This window comes from Streptococcus sanguinis (genome assembly GCF_050223295.1).
In the GTDB taxonomy this organism is placed as follows: domain Bacteria; phylum Bacillota; class Bacilli; order Lactobacillales; family Streptococcaceae; genus Streptococcus; species Streptococcus sanguinis_X.
The window spans coordinates 678,234-701,809 of the sequence record NZ_CP071424.1; the positions used below are offsets into that span (position 1 = coordinate 678,234).

At 43.2% G+C, this 23,576-nt stretch carries 21 protein-coding genes and 1 pseudogene; 21 read left to right on the forward strand and 1 reads right to left on the reverse strand.

The window, feature by feature from the left end; genetic code table 11:
* The first annotated feature begins 2 nt into the window (after positions 1 to 2).
* The 19 genes from recN to J1C77_RS03630 all read left to right on the forward strand — a co-directional run bounded on the left by recN (position 3) and on the right by J1C77_RS03630 (position 18,715).
* Positions 3 to 1,661, forward strand: coding sequence for a DNA repair protein RecN (recN, locus tag J1C77_RS03540; RefSeq protein ID WP_427195146.1), 1,659 nt, complete (start codon positions 3 to 5; stop codon positions 1,659 to 1,661).
* 52 nt (positions 1,662 to 1,713) lie between these two features.
* Positions 1,714 to 2,442, forward strand: coding sequence for a metallophosphoesterase (locus tag J1C77_RS03545; RefSeq protein WP_002921908.1), 729 nt, complete (start codon positions 1,714 to 1,716; stop codon positions 2,440 to 2,442).
* A gap of 283 nt (positions 2,443 to 2,725) precedes the next feature.
* A complete protein-coding gene (locus J1C77_RS03550) occupies positions 2,726 to 3,559 on the forward strand; it encodes a DegV family protein (protein ID WP_002921902.1) in 834 nt (277 codons plus the stop codon).
* A gap of 112 nt (positions 3,560 to 3,671) precedes the next feature.
* Entirely contained in the window at positions 3,672 to 3,947 is a 276-nt protein-coding gene (locus J1C77_RS03555; protein ID WP_002896125.1) for an HU family DNA-binding protein, read from the forward strand.
* A gap of 233 nt (positions 3,948 to 4,180) precedes the next feature.
* Positions 4,181 to 4,330, forward strand: a complete 150-nt coding sequence (locus tag J1C77_RS03560; protein ID WP_002921901.1) for a hypothetical protein — start codon at positions 4,181 to 4,183, stop codon at positions 4,328 to 4,330.
* A gap of 237 nt (positions 4,331 to 4,567) precedes the next feature.
* Positions 4,568 to 4,888, forward strand: coding sequence for a hypothetical protein (locus J1C77_RS03565; RefSeq protein ID WP_002896121.1), 321 nt, complete (start codon positions 4,568 to 4,570; stop codon positions 4,886 to 4,888).
* 204 nt (positions 4,889 to 5,092) lie between these two features.
* A complete protein-coding gene (locus J1C77_RS03570) occupies positions 5,093 to 5,536 on the forward strand; it encodes a Fur family transcriptional regulator (protein WP_002896119.1) in 444 nt (147 codons plus the stop codon).
* Between the two features lie 467 nt (positions 5,537 to 6,003).
* On the forward strand, positions 6,004 to 6,750 hold the full coding sequence (locus tag J1C77_RS03575; protein WP_002921900.1) for a hypothetical protein: 747 nt from the start codon (positions 6,004 to 6,006) through the stop codon (positions 6,748 to 6,750).
* A 149-nt stretch (positions 6,751 to 6,899) separates the two neighbouring features.
* Positions 6,900 to 7,592, forward strand: coding sequence for a phosphoglycerate mutase (locus tag J1C77_RS03580; protein WP_002896114.1), 693 nt, complete (start codon positions 6,900 to 6,902; stop codon positions 7,590 to 7,592).
* Between the two features lie 209 nt (positions 7,593 to 7,801).
* A complete protein-coding gene (gene pbp2b / locus J1C77_RS03585) occupies positions 7,802 to 9,868 on the forward strand; it encodes a penicillin-binding protein PBP2B (protein WP_002921899.1) in 2,067 nt (688 codons plus the stop codon).
* Between the two features lie 103 nt (positions 9,869 to 9,971).
* Positions 9,972 to 10,568 carry a recombination mediator RecR gene (gene recR / locus J1C77_RS03590; protein ID WP_002921897.1) on the forward strand — a complete coding sequence of 199 codons (597 nt, stop codon included), beginning with the start codon at positions 9,972 to 9,974 and terminating at the stop codon, positions 10,566 to 10,568.
* A 218-nt stretch (positions 10,569 to 10,786) separates the two neighbouring features.
* Positions 10,787 to 11,833: a D-alanine--D-alanine ligase gene (locus J1C77_RS03595; protein ID WP_042762954.1), complete on the forward strand. Its 1,047-nt coding sequence runs from the start codon at positions 10,787 to 10,789 to the stop codon at positions 11,831 to 11,833.
* A 75-nt stretch (positions 11,834 to 11,908) separates the two neighbouring features.
* The gene (locus J1C77_RS03600) at positions 11,909 to 13,279 is read left to right on the forward strand and encodes a UDP-N-acetylmuramoyl-tripeptide--D-alanyl-D-alanine ligase (protein ID WP_002921892.1); all 1,371 of its coding nucleotides are present in this window, start codon (positions 11,909 to 11,911) and stop codon (positions 13,277 to 13,279) included.
* Positions 13,269 to 13,880 carry an NUDIX hydrolase N-terminal domain-containing protein gene (locus tag J1C77_RS03605; RefSeq protein WP_002897995.1) on the forward strand — a complete coding sequence of 204 codons (612 nt, stop codon included), beginning with the start codon at positions 13,269 to 13,271 and terminating at the stop codon, positions 13,878 to 13,880. The genes J1C77_RS03600 and J1C77_RS03605 overlap by 11 nt, the downstream gene beginning before the upstream one ends.
* Before the next feature lie 107 nt (positions 13,881 to 13,987).
* Complete coding sequence (locus J1C77_RS03610; RefSeq protein ID WP_002921890.1) at positions 13,988 to 14,674, forward strand: TIGR02206 family membrane protein; 687 nt, start codon at positions 13,988 to 13,990, stop codon at positions 14,672 to 14,674.
* Positions 14,675 to 14,692: 18 nt separating this feature from the next.
* Positions 14,693 to 15,379: a TIGR02206 family membrane protein gene (locus tag J1C77_RS03615; RefSeq protein ID WP_002910285.1), complete on the forward strand. Its 687-nt coding sequence runs from the start codon at positions 14,693 to 14,695 to the stop codon at positions 15,377 to 15,379.
* A gap of 433 nt (positions 15,380 to 15,812) precedes the next feature.
* Positions 15,813 to 17,357 (forward strand): peptide chain release factor 3, encoded by a 1,545-nt coding sequence (locus J1C77_RS03620; RefSeq protein WP_002897991.1) that lies wholly within the window; start codon positions 15,813 to 15,815, stop codon positions 17,355 to 17,357.
* Positions 17,358 to 17,703: 346 nt separating this feature from the next.
* Positions 17,704 to 17,919 carry a hypothetical protein gene (locus J1C77_RS03625; RefSeq protein WP_002921889.1) on the forward strand — a complete coding sequence of 72 codons (216 nt, stop codon included), beginning with the start codon at positions 17,704 to 17,706 and terminating at the stop codon, positions 17,917 to 17,919.
* Positions 17,920 to 17,950: 31 nt separating this feature from the next.
* Positions 17,951 to 18,715, forward strand: a complete 765-nt coding sequence (locus J1C77_RS03630) for a CPBP family intramembrane glutamic endopeptidase (protein WP_002921888.1) — start codon at positions 17,951 to 17,953, stop codon at positions 18,713 to 18,715.
* A 138-nt stretch (positions 18,716 to 18,853) separates the two neighbouring features.
* Here the strand turns inward: J1C77_RS03630 and J1C77_RS03635 are convergent.
* A pseudogene (locus J1C77_RS03635) lies at positions 18,854 to 19,270 on the reverse strand (hypothetical protein).
* A gap of 521 nt (positions 19,271 to 19,791) precedes the next feature.
* Between J1C77_RS03635 and J1C77_RS03640 the strand changes: the two are divergent.
* Complete coding sequence (locus J1C77_RS03640; protein WP_002921883.1) at positions 19,792 to 20,700, forward strand: magnesium transporter CorA family protein; 909 nt, start codon at positions 19,792 to 19,794, stop codon at positions 20,698 to 20,700.
* Positions 20,701 to 20,911: 211 nt separating this feature from the next.
* On the forward strand, positions 20,912 to 23,575 hold the full coding sequence (acnA, locus tag J1C77_RS03645) for an aconitate hydratase AcnA (protein ID WP_002921879.1): 2,664 nt from the start codon (positions 20,912 to 20,914) through the stop codon (positions 23,573 to 23,575).
* The last annotated feature ends 1 nt before the right edge of the window (position 23,576 follow it).

A 23,576-nucleotide genomic window follows, 5' to 3' on the forward strand; every position in this document is an offset into this window, starting at 1 on the left:
CTATGTTATTAGAAATTTCGATTAAAAATTTTGCCATTATTGAGGAGATTTCCCTTAATTTTGAGCAAGGTATGACCGTGTTGACCGGGGAAACCGGAGCTGGCAAGTCTATTATTATTGATGCGATGAACATGATGCTGGGCAGCCGTGCTACGACGGATGTTATTCGTCATGGGGCACCCAAAGCCGAGATAGAGGGACTTTTTTCGCTGGAAAATAGCAGAGCTTTGCGAGAGATTTTTGAGGAGCAGGGCTGGGAGTTGACCGACGAGCTGATTATCCGTCGAGAAATTCTGCAAAACGGCCGCAGTGTCAGCCGTATCAATGGCCAGATGGTTAATTTGTCTGTTCTAAAGGCTGTTGGCCAGCACTTGGTGGATATCCATGGTCAGCATGATCAGGAAGAACTGATGAGACCCCAGCTTCATATTGCCATGCTAGATGAGTTCGGAACAGCAGACTTTTTGCATCTCAAAGGCCGCTATCAGGAAACCTTTGACCGCTATCGAAGCCTGCGCAAGCAAGTCCTGACTTTGCAGAAAAATCAGCAGGAGCATAAGGCCAGGATTGAGATGCTGGAGTTTCAGATGGCGGAGATTGAGAGCGCAGCCCTCAAAAGCGGTGAAGATACTGCCCTGCATCAGGAGCGGGACCGCTTGCTCAACCACAAGCTCATTGCCGATACGCTGACGAATGCCTATACCATGCTGGATAATGAAGATTTTTCCAGTCTGACCAATGTCCGTTCAGCTATGAACGACCTTGAGTCTATCGAAGATTACGATCCAGCCTACAAGGAGCTTTCCGGCAGCTTGTCAGAGACTTATTATGTCTTAGAAGATGTCAGCAAGCGCTTAGAGGATATTTTAGATGGACTGGACTTTGACGGAGATCGGCTGCTGCAGGTAGAAAGTCGCCTAGACTTGATTAACAGCATCACACGTAAATACGGCGGCCAAGTAGATGATTTGCTGGATTACTTTGCTCAGATTTCCAAAGAATACAGCCTTTTAACTGGAAGCAACTTGTCCTCAGAGGATATGGACCGAGAGCTGAAGGCCTTGGAGAGAGAGCTGGTAGAGCTGGCCCAGGAGCTGAGTCAGGCTCGTCACGGCCTAGCAGCCCAGCTGGAAGCAGAAATCAAGCAAGAGCTACAAGACCTCTACATGGAAAAGGCACGCTTTAAAGTGCAGTTCAGTAAGGGCAAGTTCAACCGTGAAGGCAATGAACAAGTAGAGTTTTACATCTCAGCAAATCCGGGCGAGGATTTCAAACCTTTGGTGAAGGTTGCGTCTGGCGGGGAGCTCTCCCGTCTCATGTTGGCTATCAAGTCTGCTTTTTCTCGTAAGGAAGGCAAGACCAGCATTGTCTTTGACGAAGTGGATACGGGCGTTTCTGGCCGAGTGGCCCAGGCTATTGCTCAGAAGATTCACAAGATTGGCTCCAATGGGCAAGTCTTGGCCATTTCCCATCTGCCGCAGGTCATTGCGATTGCCGATTATCAGTTCTTTATTGAGAAGATTTCGGATGAGAATTCGACCGTCTCAACGGTTCGCCTGCTGACGGCTGACGAGCGTGTTCAGGAAGTTGCTAAGATGCTGGCTGGCGAAGATGTAACGGAGGCTGCTTTGACTCAAGCCAGAGAATTATTAAAAAAATAAACAAGCGAGGCTGAGACACTAGTGTTTCGGTCTCCTTTAGAAGGTGGCGCGTATGACAGAGTATTTTACAATTGGTGATGTCCATGGCAAGGCCAGCATGCTAGATGAGCTGCTCCAGCACTGGGACGGTCGCAGCCAACTAGTCTTTCTAGGGGACTTGATCGATCGTGGCGAGGACAGCCGAGCAGTTTTGGAGCGGGTTAAGGGCCTAGTGGACCAAGAAGGAGCTGTTTGTCTGTCTGGCAATCATGAGTATATGTTTCTGACTTGGCTGGACAATCCTGAAAAGTCTTATGACCACTACCGACGCAATGGCGGAGATACGACGATTAATTCGCTTTTAGGCCGACCTCTTAATGCTCCTGTAGATGGACTAGCAGACGCGGAACGTGTCAAGACGGAGGCGGCCGATTTAGTAGATTTTATTCGCCAGATGCCTTTCCTATTGGAGACGGAACAGTACATTTTTGTTCATGCCGGCCTAGATTTGGATCTGAAAGACTGGCGAGAAACCAGTGATTATCAAAAAGTTTGGATTCGCGCTCCTTTTCACGAAGGCAGCAATCAGACTGGCAAATCGATTGTCTTTGGCCATACACCGACATTTTACCTCTTGCATAAGGCACCGGGAACTGATCAGCTATGGATGACTGAGGATGGCAAGATTGGCATGGATGGCGGAGCTGTTTATGGAGGAGTCCTCCATGGAGTTCTCTTTGGCCATAATGGCATTATAGAGCAGTATGCTATAAAAAATGATGGTTTGGTAGCTGAAGACTGAAAAAAGATTGGGAAAATCCAATCTTTTTTTGCTGAGTTTCTCTCTGAAAACCAGCTTTTTCCCAAAATTTTCCCCAACAAAGCTAAAAAAGCTGCATGTAAACACTTTTTCATCTAATTTTAAAGAAGCGCAAAAAGATTAAAAAAATAAAACAAGCAGATTAAATTTAGGAAACGCTTGGCCTGAGCTGTGATTTTAGCGAATATTCCCCCACAAAACCATAAAAATTTGGTATAATGTAGTGTAATAACAAGTTAAAATTTAGATACAGAGTAGGAAATCTATGACAAAAATAAAAATCGTAACTGACTCATCCGTAACCATTGAACCAGAGGTTGCTAAGGAATTAGACATTACAATTGTACCTCTCTCTGTTATGGTGGACGGGGTGGTCTATTCGGATGCAGACCTAGAGGAAGGTGAGTTCCTCCGTCTTATGCAGTCTAGTCGCAACCTTCCTAAAACCAGCCAGCCGCCTGTCGGAGTCTTTGCTGATGTTTTTGAGCGCTTGGCAGAGGATGGAGCACAGATTATCTCCATTCACATGTCTCACGCCTTGTCAGGGACTGTCGAAGCAGCCCGTCAGGGAGCGACTCTGGCTAATGCTGATGTGACGGTTGTTGACAGCTCTTTCACTGATCAGGCTATGAAGTTCCAGGTCACTGAAGCAGCTAAAATGGCCAAAGAAGGAGCTAGCCTGGAGGAGATTCTGGCTAAAATCGAGGAAGTGAAGGAAAAGACAGAGCTCTACATCGGTCTCTCCACCTTAGAAAATCTGGTTAAAGGAGGCCGTATAGGTCGAGTTTCCGGTCTGATTAGCTCCTTACTTAATATCCGAGTTATCATGCAAATGAAGGACCATCAGCTGGAGCCCATTGTCAAGGGGAGGGGAGCTAAGACCTTTAAGAAATGGTTGGATGATTTGACAGAAAGTCTGCAAAATAAGCCAGTGGCTGAAATTGGAATTTCCTATGCAGGCAGTCCAGAATTGGCACTAGAAATGAAGGAAAGTTTACAGCCGTATGTCAAGAAACCTATTTCAGTGCTGGAAACAGGGTCCATTATTCAGACGCATACTGGGGAAAATGCTTGGGCTGTGCTGATTCGTTACGAATAAAACCATAATAATTTAGAAAATAGCGGTTTAGTACTTGACCTGAATGCTTTTTTTAGATATGATAATATTTGTTAGGGTTATTAACCCAGAAAAAATTTGGAGGATTTGTTAAATGGCTAACAAACAAGATTTGATCGCAAAAGTAGCAGAAGCTACAGAATTGACTAAAAAAGATTCAGCAGCAGCAGTTGACGCTGTATTCGCAGCTGTAACTGAGTACCTTTCAAAAGGTGAAAAAGTTCAACTTATCGGTTTTGGTAACTTTGAAGTTCGTGAGCGTGCAGCACGTAAAGGTCGCAACCCACAAACTGGTAAAGAAATCAAAATCGCAGCTTCTAAAGTACCAGCTTTCAAAGCAGGTAAAGCTCTTAAAGACGCTGTAAAATAATTTTGGTTAATAAAGCCTGATACACTTGCCTCTGGCGAGTATGTCAGGTTTTTCTTTTTGCTCTCATTTCTTGAGCTTAATAAGAGATTTAGGTGATTCGAGAAAGTTAATTTATGAACTTTCTTGGAGTTTTTACTTTGCAGTAAAGTGAAAGAATTTGTCTCTAAACAAAAGAAAATGATAATAGACAAACGTATTTAAAGACGTGAAATAAAAAGTTTAGGAGGTGAGAAATGAAATGGAAACCACTTCAGGGCCTACTGCGTCCTGTTAATCCTTTTGGCAGCAAATTTCGCCTGCTGATGGGATTATTTGTTGTGCTTTTTTCAATCTTTTTGCTCCCCATTCAGACCTTGTCTGCCTTGGAGGAGCAGTTGGCTTGACCAAACGTCAGCGTGACTAAGAGTAAGCTTCAGTAAAATACCTTGAAAATATAGAATATATGAAAAGTCTGTTGTCTCAATTTTTGTTGGGAATAGCAGGCTTTTTATTTTCAAGGAAAGATAAGCATTAGAAGCAGTCAAATGCTTGATTTTTTCATAAAATTAAAAATGAGCTTGTATTTTTCTAGCAAATATGGTAAACTATTTTAGTAAAAAATTATATAAAGGAGACTGTTGATGAAGACAAAAACATTAGCACTCGTAAATGGACTTGTTGGACTTATTGGTGGTATTATTCTACTTTTGTGGCCTTTCTTCATTTGGGTTATTTATTTTATGCTAGGTGTATTTGACATCCTGAAAATTGCAATCCTAGCTTTGGGAATTGCTGGTATTGTCTACTATAAGGATGACAATCGTGTGGGACCAGCAGGCTCTATCTTGATGATTGTAGGTGGAATTTTTACCTTTAATGACTTCTTGGGCTGGATTGGTGCTATTCTTTCTATCATAGGCGGTTCTCTTTATTTAGCAAGCTTGAAGAGATTCCAAGCATAGAGCGAGGATTGAAAAAAATACTAGTTTAAAGCTTGAATTGCCTTAAATGGATAAACAATCATGCAGAAGCAGGATGATGAACTTTGGTTAGTTCTGTCCGGCTTTTTTCTTTTTAGCTTATTTACAATCATTCTTAATAGCCAAGTAAGCCTAGTCATGGTATAATGGTAATGACTTAGATGAGAGGCTATAACGGAGTAAATAATGAAACAAGAACATCAGCATGATTTTGACCAAGTAATTGGCCATTTGCGCGCCAAGGGCGTGCGTATTACAGAAACGCGGAAGGCGGTAATTGACTATATTATCCAAAGTCACGACCATCCTAGCGCTGAAATGATATATCAGGACTTGAAGCCCAATTTCCCTAATATGAGTCTGGCAACAGTCTATAATAATCTCAAGGTTCTGATTGATGAGGGTTTTGTCGCTGAGCTCAAGGTTCGCAATGATACGACAACCTACTTTGACTTTATGGGCCATCAGCACCTCAATGTCATCTGTGAAAAGTGCGGCCGTATTGCTGATATGGAGCTGGAACTTCCGGATGTGAAGCATGAGGCTGAAGTGCAGACTGGCTACCACATCACCCAAAGCCAAACGACTGTCTATGGCCTATGCCCCCAATGCCAGCAGGAGGCGGTGTGACTGCGAGGATGATTAGGAGCTTTTTGGAGCCTCAAAGACGAACAAAGTTGTGACTCGCTTCGCAAATTCTATCTGCAACTTCAAAGCAGCAATTTGACAATCGGCTATTGCGTCAAGATTCTATTTCTAATAAAAAGCAAGGCTAGAACTTATGTCTCTTAGCCTTTTTCTATGTGTTTTAGCAAGGCATGTTCGCAGGATATCATCTGAGCTTAGAGACGTTGGTACCTAGTCAAGTACAGCACTTAGCAAGATCAGATATTTTAAGGACAACCCCTTATATACTTATGCTATTATTTTACAGGCCAATTCTCTTTTGATATAATGAAAGCAGAATAAAGCCTTGTACAAAGAGATTCAAAGAGTTCTGAAGGATTTACAATATAGGTAAATTCGTCATAAGTCTGTAGTATCGAAATCTTTAAGGGGTATTACTTTGTGGGTAGGTTAGATTTTTAGGAGGTCTTATGTTCTGGTGGAGAAAGAAATGGCTGGATGAGTTGTCAGACAGTGATGAATCGCCTCTTTTGGAATGCCGTCATCTTCTCTTTGAGGATGAGGCGGGCTATCCTATTTGTCCTTCCTGCGGTCAACTCATAAAAGAGAATTTTCCTAAGAAAGGCGCGGACAAAGCACGTCTGCACCTGATACGGGAGAAGATGCAGCGAGTATGGAGCGTAAGATTTGGAAGGGAATTTTCAGCAGCTTTGTTTGTGATACCAGCTATTTTTCTTCCAGAATTTTTAAGCCGTTGGATTTTAACCACTGGAGATTACGGCTTTTCTAGCTTTTTCATTGCTAGCCGTCATACGCCTACAATGATTAGCTTCACTTATGAAGGCTACATTCCTTTATTCATCTTTTTTATGGGCAAAGAACGCTTTAAACGTTTCTCTACTTTTTCTTTAGGATTTGAGCGTTTTCATAAAATCCTTTATTCTTGGCCTGTTCGGCTTGTTACTTTTATCGCTGTTATTTGCTTTATTAATATTATTATGCCAAAGATTTATGGGGTTGAAGGAGATGTCTTTATAGGTAAACATAGCCAGTTAACTCAGGCCCAGCATGCTAAAGGTGTAGAACTTTTCATCTTTGTCAATATGCTCTCCATATGGATTGTATCTGCCTTACTGCTTATTTATCAGTTGATAGACAGGCGGCGGACTTGGTGGCTCAAGGAAGCTAATGAGGCTTATCTGTCTGGCGGGTGCTAAGGCAAAGGTTTCTGCTAGGAAATACAAAAGCGCTTTCTTGCTGAAAAACGTCTGATTTGACGAAATAGGCTAGCTTTTTAGGCGAAAATTTTGTAAAATAGAATAGATAAACGGGGACTGCCTCGGAAAATAAAAGGAGAATCCATCTAATGGTAAAATTAGTTTTTGCTCGCCACGGTGAGTCTGAATGGAACAAAGCTAACCTTTTCACTGGTTGGGCTGATGTTGACTTGTCTGAAAAAGGTACACAGCAAGCAATCGACGCTGGTAAACTGATTAAGGAAGCTGGTATCGAGTTTGATCAAGCTTACACTTCAGTTTTGAAGCGTGCGATTAAGACAACTAACCTTGCTTTGGAAGCGGCTGATCAGCTTTGGGTACCAGTTGAAAAATCATGGCGTTTGAACGAGCGTCACTATGGCGGTCTGACTGGTAAAAATAAGGCAGAAGCAGCTGAGCAATTTGGTGATGAGCAAGTTCACATCTGGCGCCGTTCATACGATGTATTGCCTCCAGCAATGCCACGTGATGATGAGTACTCAGCACACACTGACCGTCGTTATGCTTCACTTGACGACTCAGTAATTCCAGATGCTGAAAACTTGAAAGTGACACTTGAGCGTGCCCTTCCATTCTGGGAAGACAAGATTGCTCCAGCTTTGAAAGATGGCAAAAATGTCTTTGTAGGTGCACACGGTAACTCTATCCGTGCTCTTGTGAAGCACATCAAACAATTGTCTGACGATGAAATCATGGATGTGGAAATTCCAAACTTCCCACCATTGGTATTCGAATTTGACGAAAAATTGAATGTAGTAAAAGAATACTACCTTGGAAAATAAGCTTAAAGGAATCTGAGATTATTCTCAGGTTCTTTGCTTTTCCAGAGAGGAAGGACAAGGATTGTTAGAAGCCTAGCTAGCAAGTCTTGTCTGTTCAGTGGTTTGACGGACTTCCTCTTAACTCGTCCACATTTTCAGATTTTCTATCAGTTTTGAAACATTCATCGAGCTGGATTTATGGTAAAATAAAGGTCAGAACTTTTACTAGAATGAGAGAGAAGATGGCAAGGAAGAAGAGAAAATTTGACAGTCATTCCATCACCAGAAGGCTTTATCTGCTGTTTGGAATCGTTATGTTTTTGTTTTTAGCCTTGATTGCCCGTCTGGGCTATATGCAGGTGGTCAATCAGGACTTTTACACGGATAAGTTAGCCAAGGCCAGCAAGACCAAGATTACCACTAGCTCAGTGCGTGGGCAGATTTATGATGCTACTGGCAAGCCCTTGGTGGAAAATACGACCAAGCAGGTGGTGACCTATACGCGGGATAATCGGCTGACGGCTGGGGAGATTCGGGCGACAGCTCAAAAGCTCCTGACCTATGTCAGTGTCAGCGATACAGAGGTGACAGACCGCCAAGAGGTGGATTATTATTTGGCGGACAGTGCAGTCTATCAGGAAGTAGTAGAAAAGCTGCCCAAGGACAAGAAATTTGATACAGATGGCAACCGCCTGCCTGAGTCCAAAATCTATAAGGCGGCAGCTGAGAGCATTGACCCTAAGCAGCTGGGCTATACGGATGAGGAAAAGAAGGCCATTGTTCTCTTTAGTCAGATGAATGCCATTTCCAACTTTGCGACGGGGACCATTCAGACAGATCCGCTGACAACAGAGCAGGTAGCTGTACTGGCTTCTAGCAGCAAGGAGCTGCCAGGTATCAGTGTCTCAACGGGCTGGGACCGTAAGGTCTTGGATACCTCGCTGGCTTCCATCGTGGGTAATATCTCGACGGAAAAGACTGGACTTCCGGCTGAAGAAGTGGATGATTACCTGAAAAAAGGCTACTCCCTCAATGACCGGGTGGGGACCTCCTATCTAGAAAAGCAGTATGAGTCAGTCTTGCAAGGCAAGCGAGCTGAGAAGGAGATTCATCTGGACAAAAATGGTAATATGGAGAGTGTGGAAAATATCTCTGACGGCAGCAAGGGAGACAATCTCAAGCTGACGGTGGACTTGAACTTCCAGCAGGGAGTGGAGGACATTCTCAAAAATGCCTTTAATGCAGAGTTGGCTAGTGGCAATGCGACTTACTCTGAGGGTGTCTACGCCGTAGCTATGGATCCAAATACCGGCGCCGTTTTAGCTATGGCAGGCATCCGGCACGATCTGGAAACGGGAGAAAGCTCGGTCGATGCTCTGGGGACCATGACTAATGTCTTCGTTCCGGGATCTGTGGTCAAGGCTGCAACTCTGACCTCGGGCTGGGAGAATAATGCCATTAGCGGCAACCAAGTCCTGACAGACCAGCCGATTAGCTTTGGCGGTACGGACAGTATCACTTCTTGGTTTACCCAGTATGGTTCACGTGCTATCACAGCCCAAGAGGCCTTGGAATACTCTTCCAATACCTATATGGTGCAGGTAGCGCTGAAGATGATGGGGACGCCTTACTCAGCTGATATGAAGCTAGATTTTGATGAGCTGGATCCGTCCATGAAAAAGTTGAGGTCGACTTTTGCAGAATATGGTCTAGGCACTTCGACAGGGATTGACCTGCCAAATGAGTCCACAGGCTATCTTCCAGACAAGTTTACGTTTGCCAACTATCTGACCAATTCGTTCGGCCAGTTTGACAACTATACAACGCTTCAGCTGGCCCAGTATGCCTCAACAGTAGCTAATAATGGCAAGCGTGTGGCTCCGCATATCGTTGAAGGCATTTACGGCAACAGCGACCAAGGAGGACTGGGTGATTTGGTGCAGAAAATTGACACCAAAGAGCTGAACCAGGTCAATATCTCTGACGAGGATATGAGCATTATCAAGCAAGGCTTCTATCAAGTGGTTCATGGCAGCAGCGGCTTTACGACTGGTCGGACCATTTCTCAGGGAGAGAGTGTGCCAATCAGTGCCAAGACTGGTACGGCTGAGACCTTTGTGGACAAGGGCAAGAAAGAAGCCATCAATACCAATGTCGTGTCCTATGCACCGAGTGAGAAGCCGCAGATTGTCGTGGCGGTGGTGTTCCCTCACAATACGAACCTATCTTCTACTGTTAGCCACAGTATCACTCGCGATATTATCAATCTTTACAACCAACAACACCCTATGAATTAGTGCTCAATGAAAATCATCAGCAAACGGAGAAAGCTTAAGTTGTCAGTGCTCAAGTAGAGCAATCTGGTTTGAGGAGATTTTTTGAGAATAGAGAAAGGATTTTATGCTTTACCCAACCCCTATTGCCAAGCTGATTGACAGTTTCTCTAAGCTGCCCGGCATTGGCATCAAAACAGCCACTCGACTGGCTTTTTACACTATTGGCATGAGCGATGACGATGTCAATGAATTTGCCAAGAATCTGCTGGCTGCTAAGCGTGAGCTGATCTACTGCTCTGTCTGCGGCAACCTGACGGACGAAGACCCTTGTGCAATCTGCCAAGACCAGTCGCGCGATCAATCAACTATTTTGATCGTTGAGGACAGCCGAGATGTGTCAGCCATGGAAAATATCCAGGAATACCACGGACTCTATCATGTCCTGCACGGTTTGATTTCACCTATGAATGGCATTGGACCGGACGACATCAATCTCAAGAGTCTGATTACTCGTTTGATGGATAGTGAAGTGACGGAGGTTATCGTCGCAACCAATGCGACTGCGGATGGCGAAGCGACCTCCATGTACATCTCCCGGGTCTTGAAGCCCGCTGGGATTAAGGTGACTCGTCTAGCGCGTGGTTTGGCGGTTGGCTCCGACATTGAGTATGCGGACGAGGTCACATTGATTCGCGCTATCGAAAATCGGACGGAATTATAAACATAAAGGATTTTTCTGGCTCTAGCTGGCTGGAAGAGTCCTTTTTTCTGTTCAAAAATGCTGGGAATTGTGATATACTAAAACGGACTGATACAGAAGCTCCTGCTTAGAAGAATCGACTAGCTAGGTAGATGCAAAACCAAGCTTTTTAGGTTGTTTTATTTCGAGCTGGCAGCTTTTGTAAATCGTACTATTTTTAGAAAATGATAGGAAAAATCATGGCAAAACAAAGATTGATTTTATTGTATGGCGGACGCAGTGCAGAGCGGGAAGTTTCGGTTTTATCAGCTGAGAGCGTCATGCGGGCTGTCAATTATGATAGATTCTCGGTGAAGACTTACTTCATCACCAAGGATGGAGATTTTATCCAAACTCAGGAATTTGAAGCAAATCCGGCGGCTGATGAGAAGTTGATGACTAATGCCACAGTGGACATGTCTCGGAAGATTAAGCCCAGCGATATTTACGAAGATGGAGCAGTGGTCTTTCCAGTCTTGCATGGTCCTATGGGCGAAGATGGCTCTATCCAAGGCTTCCTAGAAGTGCTCAAAATGCCTTATGTCGGCTGTAATATTTTATCTTCTAGCCTAGCTATGGATAAAATCACGACCAAGCGAGTGCTGGAATCAGCAGGCATCGCCCAAGTGCCTTATGTGGCGCTGGTCGATGGTGAGGATCTAGAGCAAAAAATCCAGGAAATCGAGGAGAAATTGACCTATCCCGTCTTCACCAAACCTTCCAATATGGGCTCCAGTGTCGGCATTTCTAAATCGGAGAACCAAGCAGAACTGCGTGCTTCTCTGGACCTGGCTTTCAAATACGACAGCCGGGTACTGGTTGAGCAGGGAGTGACAGCTCGGGAGATTGAGGTTGGGCTTCTAGGCAATGTTGACGTCAAGAGTACCCTGCCTGGAGAGGTGGTCAAGGACGTGGCTTTCTATGACTACGAAGCCAAATACATTGATAATAAAATTACTATGGATATTCCGGCCAAGATTCCAGAAGAAGTGGTGAGCCTGATGCGTCAAAATGCAGAGACCGCTTTCCGAGCTCTGGGAGGTCTAGGACTGTCCCGCTGTGATTTCTTCTATACAGAAGATGGTCAGGTCTTCCTTAATGAGCTGAATACCATGCCAGGTTTTACCCAGTGGTCCATGTATCCACTGCTTTGGGAAAATATGGGGCTGGCCTATCCTGACTTGATTGAGAAGCTAGTTGGCCTAGCTGAAGAGGCATTTGCTAAGAGAGAGGCGCATCTTCTCTAAAATATGATATAATAGAGGGGCTGAAAATTTTCGGTCCTTTCTTTTTGCGAGCAAACCGAAAAACGAGGAAGAAGTATGAAATTAGATTTATATGAAATCGCAGAAGTCCTATCTGCGAAAAATGATGTGACTCAGTTTGAAAATGTTGCGCTTAGAAATGCGGAGTTTGACAGCCGCTTGATTGAGCCAGATGACCTTTTTGTGCCGCTTAAGGGAGCGCGTGATGGCCACGACTTTATCCCAACAGCCTTTGCTCAGGGAGCTGCTGCCACCCTATCTGAGCGTCCAGTAGCAGAGGGAGCTTATATCTTAGTTGACGATGTTCTGATGGCCTTTCAGCGCTTGGCCCAGTATTATCTGGAAAAGATGCAGGTGGATGTGCTGGCGGTGACAGGCTCCAACGGTAAAACGACGACTAAGGATATGCTGGCTCAGCTACTAGCAACCAGCTACAAGACCTATAAGACCCAGGGCAATTACAATAACGAAATTGGTCTGCCTTACACGGTTCTTCACATGCCTGAGGACACAGAGAAACTTGTCTTAGAAATGGGGCAGGACCACTTGGGCGATATCCATCTCCTGTCTGAACTTGCCAAACCTAAGACAGGCATTGTAACTCTGGTTGGAGAAGCCCATCTGGAATTTTTTGGCAGCCGAGCTGAAATTGCCCAAGGCAAGATGCAGATTGCGGACGGTTTGAGAAAAGATGGTCTCTTGATTGTTCCGGCGGATAAGATTGTCAATGAATTTCTGCCAGCAGACTGCAAACTGGTTCGCTTTGGTCCTGATGCGGATATCTTCCTGACGCGTCTGGAAGAGCGCAAGAACAGCTTGAGCTTTGAATGCAACTTTTTAGAGCAGAGGATTGACCTGCCTGTGACCGGTAAGTATAATGCAACCAACGCCATGATTGCAGCCTATGCAGCTCTGCAGGAGGGGGTATCTGAGGTGGCTATTGCTCAAGCCTTTTCTGAGCTGGAGCTGACCCGCAATCGAACAGAGTGGAAGAAAGCTGGTAATGGCGCAGATATCCTATCGGATGTCTACAATGCCAATCCAACAGCCATGCGCTTGATTCTGGAGACTTTCTCGACCATTCCGGCCAATCCAGGCGGACGAAAATTGGCAGTGCTGGCGGATATGAAAGAGCTGGGAGCGGACTCTAAGTCCATGCATGGCTCGATGATTACCAGTCTCAATCCAGAAATTGTGACCGACCTTTTCCTTTATGGACAGGACATGGAAGCTCTCTATGACTATGCCAAGGAGATTTACCCGCTAGGCAAGGTCCATTACTTTATCAAAAATGACGAGAAAGACCAGTTTGAACAGCTGACCAAAGCTGTCAGAGAGAAGCTTACTCCTGCCGACCAAATCCTTCTCAAAGGCAGCAATTCCATGAATCTGGCTAAGCTGGTAGAGGACTTGGAAGATGGAAACTAAAGAAATTGCAAAAACCATTCAACGTCTCCTTTCTATTACAGAGACTGGACTGGCATTTAGTCGTGATGAATTTGATCGAGAGCGTTACTTAGAACTCCGTCAGCTTTTGGGACACCTTCTGGCTGATTGGTCAGATTTGGATGGGAAAGAATTGGCAGAGCTGTTGCGCCCAACGGATTTTTATGCCACTCCCTTGATTGATGTCCGCGCCTTACTGGTTCGAGACGGAAAAGTGTGTTTAGTCAAGGGTAAAAATGAGAAAACTTGGGCTTTACCTGGCGGCTTTTGTGAAGTCGGCCTATCTCCTAAGGAAAATATCGTCAAGGAAGTCCAAGAAGAAACGGGATTTAATGTTTCAGTTTCTCGTCTGCTTGCAATTTTTGATACTAATAAATTTCAATTTCAGAGTAAGCAATATGCTAAACTGGTCTTCGAGTGTCAGATAGAGGATGGAGATTTTCAGCCTAATACAGAAATAGAAGAGTTAGCTTTCTTTGATATCCAATCTTTACCAGAATTATCTTCTAAGCGGACTACAAAAGAACAGTTGGAAATCCTTTGGGAGATTTATCAAGGAGATAGAGAACAGTATGTGGATTAGTTAAGTAAGTTTCTGGGATACTTTTTGTCTGAAAAAGCTAGAAATTATTGCAAAAACAGGCAAACTCAACCTTGTTCAAACCTTATATTAGAATGGGAGTCTAGGAGATGGGAATAAGAGATATGTTTACAACCTATAAAACCGAACCGCCTCAACTGGGACTTTGGTATTTTGTTCTTTTGGGCCTGGTCTTTGCGATTATCTGGCTTTCCTATCGCTACTACAATCGGAAGCCTTACCAGCAGCTATTTGTCGGGATGCAAGCTTGCCAGCTGATAGGCCTCTACTCTTGGTATATGCTGACTGCTGCCCCACTGTCTGAAAGTCTGCCTTTTTATCATTGCAGGATGGCCATGTTTGCCTTGATGTTTCTGCCTAATCGCTCAGTGTATAAATTTTATTTTGCACTTTTGGGGACTTTTGGATCGATTGTAGCCTTTATCTATCCGATTTTTGATCCTTACCCTTTCCCCCATATCACTATTTTGTCCTTTATCATTGGCCATCTAGCGCTCTTGGGAAATTGTTTGATTTATCTTTTCAGATATTATCATACTTTCTCTATGAGCTGGCAGCGAGTGGTGTGGACGACCTTTATGATGAATGCTTTTTTGCTTGTTATCAATATGTTGACAAAGGGTTCTTATGGATTTCTTACAGATCCGCCGCTTGTTGGCAATCACGGACTCCTGCTCAATTATCTGCTTGTCTCAATTGTCTTAAGTGCAGCAGTTTGCTTGGTTTCTGAAATTTTTAAGCGCGTGGAGCAGACCAAGACAGTTTCCCTAACTTAATTATCTCATGGAGGATTTATGAAAGATTTTTTAACTACGACAAAAACGGTGGCACCGCCTATCTCGATTTTATGGTATGCTGTGATGATTGCTCTGGTCTTGCTGTCTATTTGGAGCTCGCTCAAATACCATGATAATCCGCGTTTTGTTAAAGCTTTTAAGTGGATTCAGATTGCTCAGCTGCTGATGCTTTATAGCTGGTATTTTGGTTTTCGAATTCCCTTTTCCAATAGTCTGCCCTTCTATCATTGCCGCCTGGCTATGTTTGCGGTGGTCTTTCTGCCAGACAAATGGCGCAGCAAGCAGTATTTTGCTCTTTTAGGAGCTAGCGGAGCGGTCTTTGCCTTGGGCTATCCAGTCTTTGACCCCTATGATTTCCCGCACATTACCAGCTTTTCTTTCCTGATTGGCCACTATGCACTCTTGGTTAATTCCTTGATTTATCTGATGAATCACTACGACAAGAGCCTGCTCAAGAAATACATGATTGTAGCCTACACCTTTGGACTCAACCTTTTCCTAGTCGGCGTTAATCAAGTGACGGGAGGTAATTACGGTCTGCTAAAAAGTCCGCCTTTCATCCCTGATGCCCCCCTATGGATAAAGTACCTTCTTGTGTCGGTCATCCTTTCTCTGGCCCTGGTTCTCTTCGATATATTGTTTAAGAAACGGTGGAAAAAGCAGTTAAGTCTGGTCCGCAGTTAATTCACTTTAAATTTATAGCTCCTGTCAAGTTAATTTGGCAGGATTTTTTTATTAGGAAGCCTTATCACGCCCTGCTTTGCTTCTAGTAACAAATGGACTATTTGTCTATTAACTCTTTAAGCTGGTTCAACTAGACGCTTCTGTGACAGCTGAAGAGAAAGAAGAACTGGAAATCAGAAAAAACGCCTGCTCCATTTACTGGGTTTGAACTTAATAGTTGCAATTTGTGTCATTGTCAGATTTTAAGGGAAATTTTATTGACATAGGAGAATAGAATCGCTCGAAAGGGCGATTTTTATCTTCTTTAGATAATTGAAAAAAAGCGCTAAATCCGCTATAATAGGTAGGTTGAAAGGATTGAAATACTCCGATGTAAAATAAAAAAACAAATACTAAGATTTACAATTATCCTAAATGAAAGAAAGAGAAGAAGATGACTTTACAAGAAGAAATTAAGAAACGCCGGACCTTTGCCATTATCTCCCACCCGGACGCGGGGAAGACGACTATTACGGAGCAGTTGCTCTACTTCGGAGGTGAGATTCGTGAAGCTGGGACAGTCAAGGGAAAAAAGACGGGTAATTTTGCCAAGTCTGACTGGATGGATATTGAGAAGCAGCGGGGGATTTCAGTGACTTCCTCTGTCATGCAGTTTGACTACGATGGTAAGCGGGTCAATATCCTGGATACGCCAGGACACGAGGATTTCTCAGAAGATACTTATCGGACCTTGATGGCGGTGGATGCTGCGGTCATGGTTATTGACTCGGCCAAGGGGATTGAGGCTCAGACCAAGAAGCTCTTTGAGGTTGTCAAGCATCGTGGTATTCCAGTCTTCACTTTTATGAACAAGCTGGACCGTGATGGTCGCGAGCCCTTGGACTTGCTGGAAGAACTGGAAGATATTTTGGGAATTGCCAGCTACCCAATGAATTGGCCGATTGGAATGGGGAAGAGCTTTGAAGGTCTTTATGACCTCTACAATGAGCGGCTGGAGCTTTATAAGGGCGAGGAGCGCTTTGCGACTCTGGCAGAAGGTGACCAACTGTTTGCTTCTAACCCTTTCTATGAGCAAGTTAAGGAAGATATTGAGCTCTTGAGCGAAGCTGGGAATGAATTCTCAGAAGAAGCGATTTTGGAGGGCAAACTGACACCTGTTTTCTTCGGCTCAGCCCTGACCAACTTTGGCGTCCAGACTTTCCTGGAAACCTTCCTCAAGTTTGCTCCGGAACCGCATGGCCATAAGAAGACAGATGGCGAGGTAGTCGAACCACTCAGCCCAGACTTCTCAGGCTTTGTCTTCAAAATTCAGGCCAATATGGACCCGCGCCACCGTGACCGTATCGCTTTTGTCCGTATCGTTTCTGGCGAGTTTGAGCGCGGTATGAGTGTCAATCTGCCTCGCACTGGCAAGTCTGCTAAGCTGTCTAATGTTACCCAGTTTATGGCAGAAAGTCGGGAAAATGTGACCAATGCTGTAGCTGGTGATATTATCGGGGTTTATGATACGGGGACTTATCAGGTCGGTGACACCCTGACTGTAGGCAAGAATAAGTTTGAATTTGAACCTCTGCCAACCTTTACTCCAGAGATCTTTATGAAAGTTTCAGCTAAGAATGTCATGAAACAAAAATCCTTCCATAAGGGGATTGAGCAGCTGGTACAAGAGGGGGCCATCCAGCTTTATACCAACTACCAGACGGGCGAGTACATGCTGGGCGCTGTCGGTCAGCTCCAGTTTGAGGTCTTCAAGCACCGCATGGAAAATGAATACAACGCTGAAGTAGTCATGAATCCTATGGGCAAAAAGACAGTCCGCTGGATTTCACCAGATGACCTGGACGAGCGTATGTCTTCTAGCCGTAACATCCTAGCCAAAGACCGCTTTGATCAGCCAGTTTTCCTCTTTGAAAACGATTTTGCCTTACGCTGGTTCGCGGACAAGTATCCAGATGTTAAATTGGAAGAGAAGATGTAACGTACTAAGATTGCTTGGCTACATAGTAGTCTAAGCAATCTACGCCATGTCCTATGGGACCATGGCTAAGTACCTTACTAACTGCGTTTGGCAAATAAAATCGATTTGCCAAACTCCGTGTCGTAACGCATTGTTTGCCTGATTTAGGCTGATTCATTGACTGAATCTGAATCAAAAGTTGCTAATCAGTTGATGGCAATCGCTATGGTGATTGTCTAGCTATCTTACTAATTTTGTCGAGTAATTTGACTCTATTTGTTTGATTTTATGTTGTAATTAATAGAAGGAATATTATTAATGAAGTCAACTATATGTGGATAATGAGGAAAAAGAAATTATATGAAAAATGCCTTTTAATCCATTAAAAGACAAGGCGGCTAAAGAATATATGATTAAAGAAAATGCAGGAATGCAATTCACTTCCAATATAACAGAGCAGATAGGTGGACGGTTGAAGGTAGGGCTCACTTTACTTGATATATATGAAGATACGAATGGCTCTGGTAGGTTTCATGAACTGAATATTAAAACCTATATTGCAACTAAATCAGTTAAAAGATAGAAATGGGTAAATTAAAATTTAGGGGAAATTTATGAGTCGAAAAAAAGCGATCATCCTTTATTTACTAGGGACCCTAGGTCAAATATGGCTGATATCTATTATAGTTTTTGTATTGCGTCATTTGGGTATGGTTGTAGATTATACAACGCTAATGGGAATAGTTGTTATTGGAATAGGTGGCGTTTCATCTGCTCTATGGGGAACTATTATTGCAGTTAGATACAAAAAGTACAGTACGAAGAAAATATTAAAGGATTTTTTCGCTATAAAGCAAAACAGAGGCAGTTATTTATTCGTTATTGTGTTCTTGTTTTTGGATTTTTGCTATGTTGCATTTGATGGGGAATTAGCGTTTAATACGTGGTATATTCCTATTATCTTATTTCTTAAAGCAATCCTTTTTGGTGGAATTGAAGAAGTAGGGTGGAGATATGTTTTTCAACCAATTATGATGGAACGCCATAGTTATATTAGTTCAACTTTATTTACTTTTGTTCCATGGGGAATATGGCATTTTTCTTATTTCTACATTGAAGGCACATTGCCACAGGTACAGGCATTTGGATTTTTGCTTGGATTGTTGACTAATTGCTTTATTTTGTCCGCATTATTTATAAAGACAAACAGTTTGTGGATATGTGTGATGACACATTCGGTAATAAATGTTTTCTCACAATTAGCAGTAGGTGGTAATCAAAATATATTTTATGCTTGTAAAATAATTATTATAGTAATGGCAACTGTTCTTTCGATTAGAGAGCAAAATAAAAAGGTAACGGATGTGTCAGTTCTTTAAAGAGCGACAAATTCCAGTTTGTCTAACTTAAACAATTAAATAAAATGCTACAACATTCCATTACTTTAGCTAAAGCTGTTTTGCGTTAGTTCTCACTAAAGTTTTGAAACGGATTGCTAATAAAAACACCCAAAGCGACTAGGAGATTTCTCTAATCAGGAGAAGTCTCTTGGGCGCTTTTCTTTCTTTTTTCATTTCAATGCTTAATCCAATTATCCACAAAAGCACGAGCAGATAATTCTCAATCCAGCCCACCAAATTAGCTTGATTGGCTCGCTCTAGATAACCCATTAAATGGTTTGTACCAAAACCTAGTCCTCCTAGTATCAGTGTTAGTAGGGTCATCTGTAGGTAAAATCAGTCATACTTGAGCTTGACTGCTAATAGCAAGGGTAAAATGGCTAGATTCCAAAAGCCGATTTCTCGCTGCCAATGAATAGATAGACCATAAGCTGATTTCTCGCCTAAAAGGTGAGGTAGAAAAATTTGGATGATTGCAGCGCTCAGCATAGTTAGAATAACCAAAATAAATATAGCACGTAAAAATTTATTCATAGTTCGCCTCCTTTTCCTATCAATTTCAACTATTTTAAAAGTGATTTTCAATTTTTCGTTTTGTTTCAAAATGAGTGTTAAAGAGAAAAGATTTTATATTCAAGTTCTATCTTTTTATATACTTTTGTGATATACTAGGTAAGTTGCAGTTCTGTTTGAGGAGTAGTATGCGATTCCTATTGAGATATTGCAGCAGATACAATGGGAAGCGATTCCCTATATTGGATGCTAGCCGCAATTAGGTGGACTAGCTAACAGCTTTGCTAACTCATCGGCGAAAAAAGTTCGTTTTCGCCTTTTCGTGTCGTAGTGAATGGGATTGTTATGATTGTATAACAAACTAAAGTTACTAAGGCCGAGTTCAGTTGGCCCCTTGCTAGCCACTTGACTAATCTCGTCAGGCGAGGCAGTTGATTTGATTGGTTTTGTGCTTTGACATTGCATATTTGCTTGCAGGAAGAGTTTATGAAGTTGAGCGCTAGTTTATTAGAGAATTATTCTACATTGTAGAAAGGAGCTCCATGTTTCTGGAAAGAAAACTAAAAGATCAGTCTGTCTGGATTAACATTGACTCAGATAGTTTCAAAAAGAACGCCCGGATTTATCAGGATTATGAAATTGATAAAGAGACCATCGAGTATGCGCTTGATAAGAACGAGCGGGCTCACATGGACTACAATCGTGAGAATGGAACAGTTGTCTTTATTTACAATGTCCTTAATCTAGCGACAGACAAGGAACATTATGAGACGATTCCTATGACCTTTGTGGTGCAGCAGGGGCGGCTCATTACTATCAGCAACCAAGACAATGCCTATGTTGTGGACATGATGAAAGCCTATACTGAGCATCATGAGCCAGTATCGGTCTATAAGTTTCTCTTCGCTAGTCTGGAGTTGGTCTCCAATTCTTACTATCCGGTTGTTGAGCGGATGGACAAGCGTAAGGATGAGATTAATGCTCTCCTGCGTCAGACCACTACCAAAAAACACCTATTTGCCCTGTCTGACTTGGAAACATCTATGGTCTATCTGCTTGCAGCTGCTAAGCAGAATCACATGCTCCTAGAACATATCAAAAGCCATGGCATTTACCGCCGTTTTGATGAATTAGAAACCGAGCAGTTTGAGGACGCCATGATTGAGGCTCGTCAGCTCGTCTCCATGACCGATTTGATTGCTCAAGTTCTCAGCCAGCTCTCTGGCTCCTACAATAATATACTGAATAACAATCTGAATGACAATTTGACGGTCTTGACCATCATTTCGGTTCTTCTGGCAGTACTTGCAGTTATCACTGGTTTCTTTGGTATGAATGTTCCTCTGCCCTTGTCTAATGATAAAAACGCCTGGATTTATATTGTTGTCATTAGTCTAATCATCTGGGGACTTCTGACCAAGCTTCTTAAATGGTTAGCCAATAAGAAGTGAACATTTGAGATTATTTTACCTATAACAAGCACCGAGAATGGTGCTTGTTTTTTCGTGCTTGGTAAAAATAATGATTAGTACAGTTTGTCTAGATTTAAAAAACTGTTATTTTATGTTATAAAATATAACATAAAAATTATAATTTTTATTGCATAAAATTTCATAATAAAGTATAATATAAAACAATTTAAAATAAGTGAGGGGTAGAAATATGGCAGAATACCTAAACGATTTAAATTACAAAGGTAAAGTATACCAATATACAGACCTTGAAAAAGCCTCAGATGTACTAGGAGGGGATATAGAAGGACTTCCTTATTCTATACGAATATTATTAGAAAGTGTTCTTCGTAAGGAAGATGGGATTGATGTAATAAAAGATAACATTAGCTCTTTGATTCATTATCGAGCTAAATCACCAAGCGGAGAAGTTCCTTTTAAGCCTAGTCGAGTTATTCTCCAGGATTTTACAGGTGTTCCTGTTGTAGTGGATTTGGCTAGTATGCGCGATGCTATTGTCGGGCAGGGAGGTCAGGCCAATCAGATTAATCCAGAGATACCAGTTGATTTAGTCATTGACCACAGTGTTCAGGTGGACTTTTATGGCTGTGACACAGCTCTGGAGGCCAATATGACCCAGGAATTTGTCCGCAACAATGAGCGCTACGAATTTCTCAAGTGGGCAGAAAAATCATTTGATAATTATCGAGCAGTTCCTCCTGCTACGGGGATTATCCATCAGGTCAATATCGAGTTTCTCAGTGATGTCATCATTGAAAAGGATGGCCAACTCTATCCGGACAGTATGTTTGGGACGGACAGTCATACGACCATGATCAATGGGATTGGTGTTCTGGGCTGGGGAGTCGGTGGGATTGAGGCTGAAGCTGCCATGCTAGGTGAGGCTTCATATTTCCCAGTTCCTGAGGTGATTGGTGTTCGTCTCTTGGGTAAGCTGCCTAAGATTGCGACAGCGACGGATTTGGCTTTAAAGGTCACGCAAATCTTGCGGCAGGAAAATGTTGTTGGTAAATTTGTCGAGTTCTTTGGACCTGGCTTGTCTAATCTAAGCCTGGCTGACCGGGCAACAGTGGCTAATATGGCGCCGGAATACGGAGCTACCTGTGGTTATTTTCCGATAGATGAGGAAACGCTCAATTACATGCGTCTGACCAATCGGTCAGAAGATCATATCGAGCTGACCCGTCTCTATGCTCAAAAAAATCACCTCTTCTATGATGAAAAGGTTGAGCCGAACTATACCAAGGTAGTCGAAATTGATTTGTCCAGTATTGTACCGAGCATCTCAGGACCCAAGCGGCCCCAAGATTTGATTGAATTAACAGCTGCTAAAGAGGAGTTTCAAGCTAGTCTAGTCAGAGAAGCGGGAGTCCGAGGCTTTGGTCTAGATGAGAGCGAGCTGGAAAAGTCTGCAGTGGTTCAATTATCTGATCATGAGGAGACGATTAAGACAGGCCATGTGGCCATCGCTGCCATTACTAGCTGTACCAATACATCTAATCCCTATGTCTTGATGGCGGCAGGACTTTTAGCCAAGAACGCAGTAGAAAAAGGCTTACGCGTTTCAAAGACTGTCAAGACTTCATTAGCTCCGGGCAGCAAGGTGGTCACAGGTTATCTCAAGAAGAGTGGTCTGCAAACTTATCTGGATCAGCTTGGTTTCAATGTTGTCGGCTATGGCTGCACTACTTGTATTGGAAATTCAGGAAATCTCCGACCGGAAGTGGCTCAAGTGATTATGGATACTGACTTGCTGGCTAGTGCTGTTCTTTCAGGAAATCGGAATTTTGAAGGACGGATCAATCCATTGGTCAAGGCCAATTTCCTAGCTAGTCCGCCCTTGGTAGTTGCCTATGCTCTGGCTGGAAATACCAATATCGATCTGACTAGTGAGCCGTTGGGTTATGATCAAAAAGGGCAGCCAGTCTATTTAATGGATTTGATGCCGGAGCATGACTTGGTTGCTGATTATGTTCAAAAATATGTGACGCGACAGCTTTTTGAAAAAGAATATGCCCATGTGTTTGACGACAATGAAAAATGGAATCAGATTCCGACAGCCTCTTCTCAGAATTATCAGTGGAATCAGGCTTCGACCTATATTCAAAATCCACCTTACTTTGATGGCTTAGCTGATGATTTAGCCATTCAGCCACTGAAAAATCTTGCGGTGCTGGCGAAATTTGGGGATACGGTGACGACAGACCATATCTCCCCAGCAGGAAATATTGCCAGAAACAGCCCGGCAGCTTCCTATTTGCTAGAGCACGGAGTGGATTACCAAGAGTTTAATTCCTATGGCAGCCGTCGGGGGAATCATGAGGTCATGATGCGGGGGACTTTTGCCAATATTCGGATTAAAAATGAACTGGCAGATGGAAAGATTGGTGGTTACACAGATTATAGAGGAGAGTTGCTATCCATTTATGAGGCAGCCATGCGCTACAAGGAGGAGCAAATTGACACCATTGTCCTAGCTGGCAAAGACTACGGTATGGGGTCCAGTCGTGATTGGGCAGCCAAGGGGGCTAATCTTTTGGGTGTCAAGGTGGTTCTGGCAGAGAGTTTTGAGCGTATCCACCGGTCCAATCTGGTCATGATGGGGGTTCTTCCGCTGCAGTATCTAGAGGGTGAAAATGCGGATAGTCTGGGCTTAACAGGCAAGGAGACTTTCGATATTAATCTGCCACAGAACCCACAAGTTGGTCAGTTAGTTGATGTGGTAGCTCGAAAGGGTGCTGAAGAAATAGCTTTTCAAGCTCGGCTGCGCTTTGATGCAGAGGCGGATATTCGTTACTATGAAAATGGGGGGATTTTGCCCATGGTCGTTAGAAAGAAATTAGAGGAGGTATGAG